General features: G+C 60.3%; 13 protein-coding genes. 4 read left to right on the top strand and 9 right to left on the bottom strand.

Translation table 11 applies throughout. From position 1 onward, the window contains the following. Positions 1–43 precede the first annotated feature (43 nt). Complete coding sequence (locus tag AB6B39_RS13845; protein ID WP_284374263.1) at positions 44–499, bottom strand: hypothetical protein; 456 nt, start codon at positions 497–499, stop codon at positions 44–46. A 60-nt stretch (positions 500–559) separates the two neighbouring features. Here AB6B39_RS13845 and gloB point away from each other — a divergent pair, with 60 nt between their 5' ends. Next, positions 560–1,288: a hydroxyacylglutathione hydrolase gene (gene gloB, locus AB6B39_RS13840; RefSeq protein ID WP_284374261.1), complete on the top strand. Its 729-nt coding sequence runs from the start codon at positions 560–562 to the stop codon at positions 1,286–1,288. Between the two features lie 6 nt (positions 1,289–1,294). Here the strand turns inward: gloB and AB6B39_RS13835 are convergent, their stop codons facing one another. Then, positions 1,295–1,654 carry a hypothetical protein gene (locus tag AB6B39_RS13835; protein ID WP_284374259.1) on the bottom strand — a complete coding sequence of 120 codons (360 nt, stop codon included), beginning with the start codon at positions 1,652–1,654 and terminating at the stop codon, positions 1,295–1,297. A 66-nt stretch (positions 1,655–1,720) separates the two neighbouring features. On the opposite strand from AB6B39_RS13835, the gene AB6B39_RS13830 reads away from it, so the two are divergent. Then, positions 1,721–2,332 carry a TetR/AcrR family transcriptional regulator gene (locus AB6B39_RS13830; protein ID WP_284374257.1) on the top strand — a complete coding sequence of 204 codons (612 nt, stop codon included), beginning with the start codon at positions 1,721–1,723 and terminating at the stop codon, positions 2,330–2,332. A gap of 12 nt (positions 2,333–2,344) precedes the next feature. On the opposite strand, the gene AB6B39_RS13825 is transcribed toward AB6B39_RS13830, so the two are convergent. The 3 genes from AB6B39_RS13825 to trmD all read right to left on the bottom strand — a co-directional run bounded on the left by AB6B39_RS13825 (position 2,345) and on the right by trmD (position 6,064). Then, positions 2,345–4,762, bottom strand: a complete 2,418-nt coding sequence (locus tag AB6B39_RS13825) for a S9 family peptidase (RefSeq protein WP_284374254.1) — start codon at positions 4,760–4,762, stop codon at positions 2,345–2,347. 143 nt (positions 4,763–4,905) lie between these two features. Then, entirely contained in the window at positions 4,906–5,298 is a 393-nt protein-coding gene (gene rplS, locus AB6B39_RS13820) for a 50S ribosomal protein L19 (protein ID WP_284374251.1), read from the bottom strand. Then, a complete protein-coding gene (gene trmD / locus AB6B39_RS13815; RefSeq protein ID WP_284374249.1) occupies positions 5,285–6,064 on the bottom strand; it encodes a tRNA (guanosine(37)-N1)-methyltransferase TrmD in 780 nt (259 codons plus the stop codon). The genes rplS and trmD overlap by 14 nt, the downstream gene beginning before the upstream one ends. Positions 6,065–6,288: 224 nt before the next feature. On the opposite strand from trmD, the gene AB6B39_RS13810 reads away from it, so the two are divergent. Next, positions 6,289–6,777, top strand: a complete 489-nt coding sequence (locus AB6B39_RS13810) for a hypothetical protein (protein WP_284374247.1) — start codon at positions 6,289–6,291, stop codon at positions 6,775–6,777. Here the strand turns inward: AB6B39_RS13810 and AB6B39_RS13805 are convergent. Then, positions 6,750–7,547, bottom strand: a complete 798-nt coding sequence (locus tag AB6B39_RS13805; RefSeq protein WP_284374245.1) for a hypothetical protein — start codon at positions 7,545–7,547, stop codon at positions 6,750–6,752. The genes AB6B39_RS13810 and AB6B39_RS13805 overlap by 28 nt on opposite strands. 459 nt (positions 7,548–8,006) lie before the next feature. Beyond that, positions 8,007–9,890, bottom strand: a complete 1,884-nt coding sequence (gene abc-f / locus AB6B39_RS13800; protein ID WP_284374243.1) for a ribosomal protection-like ABC-F family protein — start codon at positions 9,888–9,890, stop codon at positions 8,007–8,009. A gap of 220 nt (positions 9,891–10,110) precedes the next feature. Between abc-f and ndk the strand changes: the two genes are divergently transcribed. Then, positions 10,111–10,533: a nucleoside-diphosphate kinase gene (gene ndk, locus AB6B39_RS13795; RefSeq protein WP_371398632.1), complete on the top strand. Its 423-nt coding sequence runs from the start codon at positions 10,111–10,113 to the stop codon at positions 10,531–10,533. A gap of 663 nt (positions 10,534–11,196) precedes the next feature. On the opposite strand, the gene purN is transcribed toward ndk, so the two are convergent. Continuing rightward, the gene (gene purN, locus AB6B39_RS13790) at positions 11,197–11,778 is read right to left on the bottom strand and encodes a phosphoribosylglycinamide formyltransferase (protein ID WP_284374238.1); all 582 of its coding nucleotides are present in this window, start codon (positions 11,776–11,778) and stop codon (positions 11,197–11,199) included. Continuing rightward, on the bottom strand, positions 11,775–12,791 hold the full coding sequence (gene purM / locus AB6B39_RS13785; RefSeq protein WP_284374236.1) for a phosphoribosylformylglycinamidine cyclo-ligase: 1,017 nt from the start codon (positions 12,789–12,791) through the stop codon (positions 11,775–11,777). The genes purN and purM overlap by 4 nt, the downstream gene beginning before the upstream one ends. Positions 12,792–12,842 lie beyond the last annotated feature (51 nt).

Below are 12,842 nucleotides of genomic sequence, written 5' to 3'. Positions count from 1 at the left end.
GGGAAGACGGGGTAAAGACTTTGGACCTTGTCTAGCGCGAGGTTCAATCCTCGATGCGATAGTCCGGACCTGCCAGGCAGGTGCCGTCGGTTTGGGCCTCCGTGCCAAGCGGGCAGGTGAGGGGGAAATCCTTCTCGACCTGTCCGGGCTTCTCGAGGCGCGGTTCGGCATCAGTCGGGCGCTTGCGATCGATTGCGGCCAGATCGTCGGCGTCGATATCGTTGAATTCCGACGCTTCCTGATCGGCCCGGTCGAGCAGTTCGGCTTCGTCGCGCAGGCTCAGTTCCGGCGCAGGCGAAAATTCTGCAGGGGCAATCTCCGCCGCTTCGGCGTCTTCGAAAAAGTCTGCCATCTCCTCTTCGGTTTTCGTGAGTTCCGCTTCGACAGCCGGGTTCTTGGCGTCCACATCGAAGGTGACGTCCTGCCCATTGGCCGATCCGGTAAACAGTGCGATCAGCAAGGCGAGGGAGGAGGCGGAGAGGCGCGTAAGTTTCAGCATATATCTATAACGCGGAGGAACCGATTTGGTTCACGACGGGCTTCGCGCTAGGGCGGTATCATGGCCGCTATCGATATCCATCTCTTTCCCTGCCTGAGCGACAATTACGGCATGCTGGTCCATGATCCGGTCTCAGGCCGGACGGCCAGCATCGACACGCCCGACGGCGAGGAGATTGCGCGCCAGTGCTCCCTGAAGGAATGGCAGCTGACCGAAATCTGGAACACCCATTGGCACCCGGATCATACGGGCGGAAACATGCTGCTGAAAGACCGTTTCGGCGTTCACATTTACGGCCCCGGCAAGATCGACGGGCGTATTCCGGGCATCGACAGCAGGCTGGGAGACGGCGATCGGTTCGATTTTGGCGATCATGTCGTGCGCGTCATGGAGACGCCGGGTCACACGCTGGAACATATCGTCTTCTATCTGGAAGCGGCGTCAGCCTGCTTCGTCGGCGATACGCTCTTCACGCTGGGTTGCGGCAAATTGTTCGAAGGGACGCCGGAGCAGATGTGGGACAGCTTCGAAAAAATACTCGGGCTGCCGCAGGCGACGAAGCTCTATTGCGCGCATGAATATACGCTCTCCAATGCCCGCTTCGCGCAGAGCGTGGATGGGGGGCTGCCCGCGCTCGAACAGGCTGTGGCCCGCTACGCAGCGATGCGGGAGCGCGGCGAGCCGACCGTCCCCACGACCGTTGCCATGGAGCGCGCGACCAATCCGTTCTGGCTGGCTGGGAGTGCGGACGAATTGGGCCGTCGGCGCGCGTTGAAAGACGCGATGTAGCGCGTGTCATCCATTAAGTTCGCCGAAAAATCCGATGACTTTGACAATTTTCCCGCCATCATTGACCTCGACCACATCGAAGCCTGGCATGATGAGTTTGCCGTCAAGATGGATCGTCCAGTGATACCGGCAGAAATTGTTCTGAAATCCGATTTCCCCCTTATGGGCATAGACTGCGCCGGGGATCTTAGCCTGCGTTGAGCACACCATATCGAGAAAGGGCTGACGCCCGATAATATTATGGTTCGGATCGACGAAGTGGACATTGTGCTCCAGCGCGGCTTCAACCAACGCCGCTTGGTTGCCCGTGTCGGTCGTATTCCACGCCGCCATCATCTTTTTCAAGTTATCCATATATTGCGTCATGCTTGACTCCATAAACCGACCGTCGGTTTGTTTTGTGTCCGCGCCGACGCTGTGTCAAGATGCCGTATGATGACGCCACCCGCAGAGACCCCGAAGAACCGCAGCCAGCAGCGATCCGAGACCACGCGCGCACAGCTTCTTGCAGCCTTTCGTCAGTCATTTCTGGACAAGGGATATGAGGCGACGACAACGCAGAACGTTCTCGGAGTGACGGGTCTGAGCAAGGGGGCGCTCTACCATCATTTCCGCAGCAAGGTCGAAGTGATCGAGGGGCTTTATGAGGCTGAAGTCCGGCAGACGATTGGAAAAGCGGTCGAGGGGCTGGACCCGAACGATCCGCCGCTTGGTCGTCTCAAGGCGGCCTGCCTTGCCTGGATGGCTGAAGCGCAGGCGGCCGATGTTTCGAAAATACTCTTTGAGGTTGGCCCGTCCGCCTTGGGCTATGAGGCCGCGCGCGCCATCGAAGACGCCATCAGCCTGAGCCGGATCGAAGGGCTGTTATTAGACGCGGAAGATGCCGGTGCGGTCAGCTTGGACCATCCCAAGCTGACCGCCGCGATGTTGAATGCGCTGGTCGCGGAAGCCGCACTTTATGCCCGCCGGAGCGGGCAGGATGTGACTTCTCAACTGGCCTCTGCGATCGATTCGCTCTTCGCCTCAATCGCAGTGCCAGAATAATATCCGCTTCGGTTATTCGCCCGCTGCATTGCTTGCGACCTCGGCCGCTTTCACATGCGTTTCGAACCAGTCAACCATTTCCGCCAGCGTGTGCAGAACCGACTCGCGACCCCGATAGCCGTGGGACTCATGGGGTAGCATGACCAGCCGCGCCGTGCCGCCTGTGCCTTTGATCGCCGCGAACATACGCTCGGACTGCTGCGGGAAGGTGCCGGAATTATTGTCCTTGGCTCCATGGATCAGCAGCATCGGCTCATTGATCATGTTGGCAGCCATGAATGGCGACAGCGTGTAATAGCTCTCCGGCGCGTCCCAGAAAATCCGGCGCTCCGCCTGGAAGCCGAACGGTGTCAGCGTCCGGTTATAGGCCCCGGACCGGGCGATCCCGGCCTTGAAGATGTCGCTGCGCGCCAGCAGGTGCGCTGTCATGAAGGCCCCGTAGGAATGGCCGCCAACGCCGACGCGCACGCCGTCGCCAAAGCCTCTGCGAACGCTTTCATCGACCGCCGCCTGCGCGGAATCGACGACCTGCTCGATGAAGGTGTCATTGACGGTTTCCGGGTCCGACCCGACCACCGGCATGGCCGCGCGGTCCATCACCGCATAGCCCTGCGTCAGGAAGAACAGGTGCGAATAGCCGCCGATGCGCGTGAAGCGATATTTCGAATCCCGGACCTGTCCGGCGGTCGCGGCATTGTTGAATTCGCGCGGATAGGCCCAGACCACAACGGGCAGCTTGTCGCCCGCCTCATAGCCGGGCGGCAGATAGAGCGTCGATGACAGTTCGACCCCGTCACTGCGCTCATAGGTGATCAGTTCGCGACTGATGCCTGTCAGTTCCGGGTGCGGGTCGGCAAAATTCGTCAGGAAGCGTGTGCCGTCCGTATCGTGCAGACGGTAATTGCCTGGCGATGTGGGGCTTTCATGATAGGTGACAACCTTGCTGCCATCATCGGCGGCCAGATCGACGACGTATTCATATTCCTCGCCGGTGTTGCGCCACAACTCCGTCGTCTCGAATGTGTCCAGATCGAAGCTGTTCAGGAAAGGCCTGGCGCCGTCCGGGGTTGCGCCATTGCCGGACAGGAACAGCTTGCCATCATGAACGCGGGCGACGGAAAAACCGGATTCGGTCAGGACCCGCATCGGGTCACCGGGATCGGCATAGGCGTCCTGCACGTTCCGGACTTCGATCAGGCGGGCCTCATTCGGCCCCGTTACGTCGATCAGGGCAGTCCGCACTTCGCGCGTATCACGGTCGTAATCATAGGCGATAATATCGTCATCGCCTTCCATCCCGACATAGCCCGAAAACCGGTCTTCGAACACATGCAGGCGTTCAGCCTCGCCGCTAAACGGTGCGGGAAGGGCCATCAGTGCATCGCGCTGATCCGTTTCGGTGCGCGGGTCGCCGCCGTCCAGCGCTTCGGCCCACATCAGGGTCGACGGCGCGGTCGGGTGCCAGCCAATATTGCGCGGCCCCGTCACCACGCCCTGAACGGGAAGGCTATCGGCCAGCGGCTGCTCGGCAACAACGCTTACCGCCTCGCCGTCCATCGTCCAGACCGCTGTCGTCGTCGGGAAGCGATACCATGGGACCTGATAGGAGAATGGCTCCTCGATCCATTCCATCAGCAGATAGTCCCCGTTTGGAGAGGCGCTGGCATCGACGTAGATGCGCGGTTCGCCGACCGGCTGCTTGCGGCGACCGTCGGGGCGCATCACCATGGGCTGGCTTTTAACCAGCCATTTGTAGAGCGCTTCGTCATGCGGCGTTTTCAGTAGATCCTGATAGGTCCGGGTCTGCGCGTCCTGTCCGCCCGCGGCATCCTGAACGGCCGGGCCGGACGGTGTCAAAGACGGCATGGGTTTGGCACCGCGTTCGTCCGGTATGGTCATGACCAGCAGGCGGCCATCGGGCAGCCAGCGCGGCTCTTCGAAAATCGGGTTAATGCCGTCATTCAGAATCTTGCGAGCCTTGGCGGTGCGCGTGTCAAGCGTCCAGAGCGACATGCCGTCTGCCGTCGTATGGGTGAAGGCGACGTAGCGCCCATCCGGCGACCAGTTCTGATCGGCAATATCGGCATCGTTCGGCAGGCTGACCTTGCGAACCTCGCCGGTTTCGATGTCCTGCAGTGACAGGCCGACGAAGTTGCGCGGATTGAAGTTGTCGTTCGTAGCTGCGTCGAGCCGTTGCCCGGCCAGTCGCTCCATCGTCTTGGCCAGTTCAGAGACCGGCGGCAGGCTTTCACGTTCGAGCAGCAGCAGCGTCTTGCCATCCGGCGATACGCTAACCGACGGGGCCGGGGGACGCAGCACGATATCGGCAATCTCGGACGGCGGCAGGCGGTAACCGTCCGCCAGGGCTGGTGTCGCGGCCAGCAAGGCGGCCGCTATGGCGGCGGAGATCATCAGGGGCACATGTTTCATCAGACTGACCTTTGCGAGTGGGGGCTTGCAAAGCGTGTAGCAGGATGCACGGATTAGGCGAGTGCAAACGCAAAAAAGCCCGCCAGAAGCGGACTTTTACGTTCATCGGTCGGGCGCTGAAGCCCGAAGCCATGAATCAGGGTCTACTTGGCGCGGCCTTTGGACATGCCGCGGCCTGTCGTGCGCTCGGCGATCCGGGCGGATTTGCCGCGACGCTCGCGCAGATAGTAGAGCTTGGCACGACGAACCTTGCCGCGGCGCTTGACTTCGATCTCTTCGACCAGCGGGCTGTAGATCGGGAAGACGCGCTCGACGCCTTCGCCGTAGCTGATCTTGCGCATGGTAAAGTTCTCATGGATGCCGGCGCCAGAGCGGGCGATGCAAACACCTTCGAAAGCCTGCAGACGCGTGCGCGTGCCTTCCGTGATGCGGACTTGCACGACCAGCGTGTCGCCAGCAGAGAAATCAGGGATGGATTTGCCGGAGGACAGAAGGCGCTCGGCCTCTTTCTTCTCGAGCTTTTCAATCACGTTCATGGTCTTCACTCCGTGAAGGGCTATCGCCCTGTCGCTTCAGATGCGCATCCCAGAGGTCCGGGCGGCGCGCCTTTGTAATCTCTTCCATTTGCGCTCTCCGCCAGCGATCCACGGCTCCGTGGTCGCCAGATGACAGCACTGCCGGGATTTCCCGGCCTTCAAACATTCGCGGCTTGGTATAGAGCGGATACTCCAGCAAGCCGGTCTCGAAACTTTCTTCCGCGGCGCTGTCGCTGTTCCCGAGCACGCCGGGCAACAGGCGAACGCACGCCTCGATCATGGCCTGAGCTGCGACCTCTCCGCCCGCGAGCACGAAATCGCCGATGGAGACTTCCTCCATGCCGCGCGATTCGATGACGCGTTCGTCAAGGCCTTCAAACCGTCCGCAAAAGCAAACAAGACCCGGCCCGGCAGCAAGCTGTTTCACGCGGTCCTGCGTGAGCGGCTTACCCCGAGGGGTCATGTACAATAACGGGCGGTCATCCCCACTGTTTCCATCGGGTCGGACCACGCTGTCGATGGCTTTCGCCGAAATGTCAGGTTTGAGCACAAGCCCAGCCCCGCCACCGGCCGGAGGGCCGTCAACAGTGCGGTGCCTATTAACGGCAAAGTCGCGAATATCAACCGTTTCTAGCTGCCACAGCCCGTTTTTCGCAGCCGTGCCGATGATCGATGTATCGAGCACACCCGGAAAGGCATCCGGATAGAGCGTCAGCACGCTGGCTGTCCAGGGCGCGCGTCTTGGCGATGTCGAGCGATCGGTCACAAGATGGCGACTTATGCGAGGCGAGGGTCGAGGGGAAGGGGTGGGACGGATGATGATATGAGGGAAGGTCATCATCATCCGTCCCGGATGCGCCGCGAAGGGAGGGTAGGGGGAGAACCGTCTTCGCGTATTCACCCGATAGCGGAGTTTTTGCCGTCATAGGGTCACAAGAGCTTCACAGCTTCGTTAGCGCGGCGTTAACCATAAGCGGCGACTTTCCACATATGCGCCGGCTTCCTTTCTTTTTGCTCTGTCTGACTTGGCTGCCGCTGGGGTTGCTGACAGCTTGCGCCAACGCGTTCGGTGCGCCGCAAACTGACTTTCAACCGACGCCAGGGCAGGGGCAATATGTCCGCCCCGACTGGCTGGCTCAGGCGCCGACCCCGCGCATTCAGCCGATCGATCTGTGCCGCTCACAGCTTTATGCCCCGCTGGTCGGGGCCAATGAGGGTGCCATCTACATTCCCGGCCTGCCGGGGACGAAACGGATTATCCGCCCTGCCGTGTTCGAGGGGCCGCAGAACGACTTCCTCAATGGCGAGATGATGGCCGAGACTTATGTCGAAGTGCAGACCTATCTGCCCGGACAGCAACTCTATGCCCCGTCCATCTCCGACATTGGCGACCGCATCGCGCTTGCCGATGATCAGCCGTCGCGCCTGACGATCGAACTGGACCGCGAAGGCTATGTCCAGGAGATCCGCTGCGGCTGAGACGTCAGTTCCGGTCTGATCCTGCCGCGCGGTCTGTCTTGTGCGGCCCGGTAGGTCGGATCGGCGAGGGTCTGCAACAGCTTCACTTCTGGGGCATAGGTCTCGATCTGGCGACAGGCCGGGCGCACCTTGCGCCTCACGGTGGGACTCATCAGCGAGCCATAGGTCGCAATGATCTGCTCGGGTGTCTGCCGCCGGACGGTCAGCCCTAGACAAGCTGCAAACAGCAGCTGCGCCTCGATGGCGCGGGCGGGGACTCCCCAGCTTGAAAAGGTGTTTTGCAGCATGGACTGGCAATGGATCAGGGCGAATCCCTGTCGCATGAAAGCGCAGGCGCTGAGCAGGATGAGCGCTTTTTGCGGTCCGCCCAGCACGAATCCGGGTTCGAAATCCGCCATGCGCCGCGCCGCCAGCTGCAACATCAATTCGCTGACATAATGGCCGGGCTCGGCGGCGCGCGCGGGATCGTAAGATAGCGCCGCGTCGGCCTTTTCCGTCAGCCTGCCGGGACCGGCAGGTGATTCCGACAGGGTCAGATCGTCGCTCTGGACGCCGGCTCCGTAGAGGACATTGGCGAGATTATCCTGCGCCCAGTCCGGCACGCTGCGCGTATCGCCGGATCCGTAATACAATGTCTCCAGCCCCTGGCTCTTATGCAGCGGCGAGGGGACGGCAGGTCGCTCCGGCAGGCCCCAGCGGCGGATCAGAAACGCAAAACATTCCAGGATGAGGTCGGCATCGTCTTCGCGGACCAGGCGTTGCTGAAACATGGATTTTCCCCTTCGAAAATGACAGCCCCAGCCGATTATCGCCCTTATTGCAGCAAATAGGGCGAAATCCGGGCCAAAATGGATTTGGGGTTAAGAATTCGAAACCGGAACGCAGACTACGTGCCCCCGACCCGCCTACTTGGCCCCGGCGATAAATGCCGGGAACGATCTGGTCTGCAGACAGCCGCTATTCTGCGGCTGAGAGCGGGTCATCAGCATCACCCCTGGGGGTGATCCCTGCATGTCGAAGGCGACACGAGGCGCGGGCTTTTCCCCGTGACCGGAGCAAAAGAGAAAGACAGTTTCGTCGCAAGGCCAATTCCGCGAGAGTGGAAAAAGGAGAAAGGTCGGCTGAGCGGAGAAGGGAAAGGAGGCTGGACAAGATAACCCTCCCGACAGTCTACGCCGTGCAATAGATACGTTTCTTAGTGGCAGAAGCCCACGAGACGAGCTGAGGTCCTACAGACCTGCATCCGCCTCCGCGGCTTCATAGGTGGCCAGTGCCTCGAGCCACTCTGTTTCCAGCGCTTCGATTTGTTCCGCCGTGCGGGCGCGGTCCTGACCGAGGGTGACGGCTTTGTCGGGATCGCGGTCGAACAGGGCGGGGTCGGACAGAGCGGCATCAAGCGTGGCGATTTTGGATGTGGCGTTTTCGAGCGCCTTTTCCAGTTTCGCCGCCGCCTTTTTCAACGGCGCGATGGCTTTGCGGGCTTCGGCCCGGGCCTTGCGTTCATCAGCCTTGGACGGGCCATTATCGGTTTTGGGTTTGCGATCGGGTTTGGCGCGTTCGGCCTGTTCGGCCCGGTAATCGTCCAGCGTGCCGGGATAGGGTATAACGGAGCCGCCATCGACCAGCCAGAGGCGTTCCGTCGTCGCTTCGAGCAGCGCGCGGTCGTGACTGATCAGCAGCACGGCGCCAGAATAGCTGTTGAGCGAACGCACCAACTCTTCGCGGCTATCGATGTCGAGGTGGTTGGTCGGCTCATCGAGCACCAGCAGATGTGGCTTGTGAAAGCCGATGAGGGAAAAGAGCAGCCGCGCCTTTTCCCCGCCTGACAGATCGCCTGCCGGGGTTTCTGCATTCTTCGCGCCCAGTCCGAATTGCGCCAGACGTGCGCGGCGTTCGGCTTCCGTGGCGTCGGGCATCAGCTCGACAACATGGTCATAGGCGGAATGAGCGGTGTTGAGCGCGTCCACTTCGTGCTGCGCGAAATAGCCGACGCGCATTTTCTTGTGGCTGCGAATATGACCGTCCTGCGCAGATAACAGGCCCAGCAGACCCTTGGCGAAGGTGGTCTTGCCTTCACCGTTGCGGCCCAGCAATCCGATCCGGTCATCTGGATCGACGGTCAGATTGATATTGCGCAGTACGGTCGTTTCGCCGTAGCCGAGCGATGCGTCGTCAAAGCGGACCATGGGCGGGGATAGCAGGCGTTCGGGGCCGTGCAGGTCGATCGGTGCGATCGGGTCGCTGACCATGGTCGCGATCGGCTCCATCTTCTCCAGCCGTTTGACGCGGCTCTGCGCTTGCTTGGCTTTCGAGGCCTTGGCCTTGAACCGGTCGACAAAGGCCTGGAGTTTGCGGCGCTCTTCCTCCTGCTTCGCGACGAGGGCCATATCAAGGCGGTTGCGTTCGGCCAGACGGCGCTGGAACTGGTCGTAATTGCCGGAATACATCGTCATCTTGCCGGATTGCAGATGGGCGATATGGGTCACGGCATTGGTCAGGAAATCGCGGTCGTGGGAGATGACGAAGATTGTGCCGCGATATTTGCGGATGTGGTTTTCCAGCCAGAGCGCGCCTTCAATGTCGAGATAGTTGGTCGGCTCATCCAGCAGCAGAATGTCCGGCTCGGCGAACAGCATGGCGGCCAGCGCCACACGCATCCGCCAGCCGCCGGAAAAATCGGCGCAAGCGCGCTGCTGGTCCGGCCCGTCAAAACCCAGACCCGACAGGATCGAGCCAGCACGCGCTTCTGCCGTATAGGCATCGATATCGCCCAGACGCGTATGGATCTGTGCAATCCGCATCGGGTCGCTTGCGGTCTCGGCCTCCGCCATCAAGGCCGTGCGTTCCGTATCTGCCGCCAGGACCGTGTCCATCAGCGAGGTCGGGCCGCCTGGCACTTCCTGATCGACACAGCCCATGCGCATGCCCTTGCGCAGGGAGATTTCGCCATCATCCGGGCTGATCTCCCCCTTGATCAGGCGGAACAGGGTCGACTTGCCAGTCCCGTTACGCCCGACCAGCCCGACCTTCTGCCCGGCGTCGATCGCAAGGGTCGCCTGTTCGAATAGCGGGCGGCCTTCGATCCGGTATGTCAGGTCGTTAATGTGAAGCATCGCGGTCTAAAGATAGGTTTCGGGGGCTGAATAAACGCGGGTTGGGTTGGTCGGCGGCAATCCGCAAACAGAAATGGATTGGTCTGTGGCAATTCGCAAACGGTGAGGCGTCCGCTATCACGGCTTGAGCCCGAAAGGCACTACCTTCTCACCTTGAAATGCGCGTCATCCCGGATTAGGGGCCGCGCAAATTTCCATGCAGCCTAAAAAGGATTATCCCATGGCCGTGCAACGCACCTTTTCCATCATCAAACCTGATGCCACAAAACGTAACCTGACAGGCAAGGTCAATGCCATGATCGAAGACGCCGGTCTTCGCATCGTCGGCCAGCGCCGCGTCCAGCTGACTGAAGCCCAGGCGAAGCGCTTCTATGAAGTCCATGCCGAGAGTCCTTTCTATGGCGATCTGGTCAAGTTCATGACGTCCGGCCCGGTCGTCGTGCAGGTTCTGGAAGGCGAGAACGCCATTGCGCGCTACCGCGATGTAATGGGCGCGACCAATCCGGCTGAAGCCGATGCCGGCACGATCCGCGCCGCTTTCGCCGAATTGATCGATGCCAATACGGTTCACGGCTCCGACGCCCCAGAAACGGCCGCCGAGGAAATCGCGCAGTTCTTCTCGGAAGAAGACATTCCGGGCTAAGCAACCGTCCTGATTTTGACAGTGAAAGCCGCCCTTGGGGCGGCTTTTTTGTTAGCTGGGCACCCTACTATGAGGCATGCGAGAGACGCTCAAATTCCACGCAATATGAAAATATGACTGGGCTGAGGTGAATCATGGTTGCTTGCATCTAGCCAGGAAATAGATCGGTAAGAAATATCGTAACCGCATATGCAATGAATGAAACGACCATAAAGAGGCATACCAATAAAAATTTAATCCCACCGCTCTTAAGTCCAAATCTCCTGAATAAATAATACGGAACTCCGACCATGGGCAGGAGGACGCATAATATTATTGATCCTCTTGGTGGGTTAATGTCATTTTCCTCGGCATGATAACTGCACCAGAATGCTGCGCACACAATGATAAGAAGGCCATGGATTAAGCTGACAGCGTTTGCATAGACTGGGAATAAGCCTTCTAACAATCCGGAAATGATAAAACTGAGCAGTAAAAAGAGAGCTATTCGGCGAGAATGAGGCATTCTTAAACTCTAACCTCTTTTCCAATTCAAGTCGCTCGCAGAGCCGCCGAACGAAGCTCCTTTGCCGAAATACAGGGTCGAAAGGTGTTTTATATCAATATGAAAGGTCCGTGCTGCTTGAGACGATATGACAGCCAAATGGCAACGTCTTCGACAAATCAGTGCCAACCCATCAGCACTTTATTCAGGGCCCGCGGATATAGCACCAATTCCCGCTTCAACACCTTATTCGCCAAGCTTTCCGGAGTCTCGTCCGCCTCGATCTGAACCGCTTCGTGATCGATGATGTCGCCGCCATCGACTTCAGTTGCGACCCAGTGAACAGAGGCGCCGCCTTCCGCATCGCCGGCTTCGATGGCGCGTTTATGTGTGTGCAGCCCCTTATATTTGGGCAGCAGGGACGGATGGATGTTGATCAGACGGCCTTCCCAGCGCGACACGAACCATTCCGTCAGCACGCGCATGAATCCGGCACAAGCGACGAAGTCAATCTTGTGGGCTCGCAGGGCGGCGTCGAGTTCACGCTCGAACGCTTCGCGCGTGTCGAAATCCTTGTGATCAATCGCGATCGCCGTGACGCCCGCCGCGTCCGCTTTTCTCAGGCCGTCCGCTTCGGGGCGGTTGGAGATGACGAGTTGAATGTCGGCAGGATAATCGTCGGCGCGGGCTGCCGCGAGAAGTGCCATCATGTTGGAACCGCGCCCTGAAATCAGGACCGCTGTTCGCACGCGACGGGTCATGCGGTTCGTAGCTCCCCGATAACGTGCGCCGGAATGCCGCTTGGCTCCAATTTCGTCAGCACCGCCATGACGGCGTCGGGCTTGACGCAGAGCACCAGTCCGATGCCGCAATTGAAGGCGCGGCGCATTTCGGCCTCCTCGACGCCGCCCGTCTCCTGCAGCCAGCGGAAGATGGCGGGCCGTTCCCAGGCGCCGAAATCGAAAGCGGCGGCGAGTTCATCCGGCAGCATGCGCGGCACATTGTCGGTCAGACCGCCACCCGTAATATGCGCCAGGCCCAGAATATCGCCCAACACCGGTTTGACCGCCTCGACATAGATAATGGTGGGGGCGAGCAGCGCGTCGGCCAGCAGGCCTTTGCCGAACGGTGAAGGGGCATGGAAATCCAGTCCGGACCGCTCGACGATCTTGCGGATCAACGAATAGCCATTGCTGTGCGGGCCAGAACTTTCCAGCCCGATCAGTACGTCGCCTGCCTCCATCCGGTCCATCAGGGGAAGCATCCGGTCGCGTTCGACCGCGCCGACCACGAAGCCTGCCAGATCGAATTCCCCGTCCGCATACATGCCCGGCATTTCAGCCGTTTCCCCACCGATCAGGGCCGCCCCTGCCTGACGGCAGCCTTCGGCGATACCGGACACGACGCTGGCCGCACTATCCACGTCGAGCCGCCCGGTTGCAAAATAGTCGAGAAAGAAGAGCGGTTCTGCGCCCTGCGCCAGCACATCATTGACGCACATGGCGACGAGGTCGATGCCGACCGTGTCGAGCCGCCCCGTTTCGATCGCGACCTTCAGCTTGGTTCCGACGCCGTCCGTCCCGCTGACCAGTACAGGGTCGTCAAAGCCGGCGGCTTTCAGGTCGAACGCGCCGCCAAAGCCGCCAATCGTGCCGTCCGCGCCCGGGCGGCGCGTGCTTTTCACCATCGGCTTGATCCGGTCGACCAGCGCGTCGCCGGCATCGATATCGACGCCGGCATCTTTGTAGGACAGAGGGTTATTGTCATTATTCATGGGGCAGGCCTGTGTGCCAATTCCGCCATAATCGCAAGTCAATGGGGTGGA

Source organism: Algimonas porphyrae, assembly GCF_041429795.1.
Taxonomy (GTDB): Bacteria; Pseudomonadota; Alphaproteobacteria; order Caulobacterales; family Maricaulaceae; genus Litorimonas; species Litorimonas porphyrae.
Note: the sequence above shows the minus strand (reverse complement) of the source record. Positions and strands in the feature narration are given on the sequence as shown.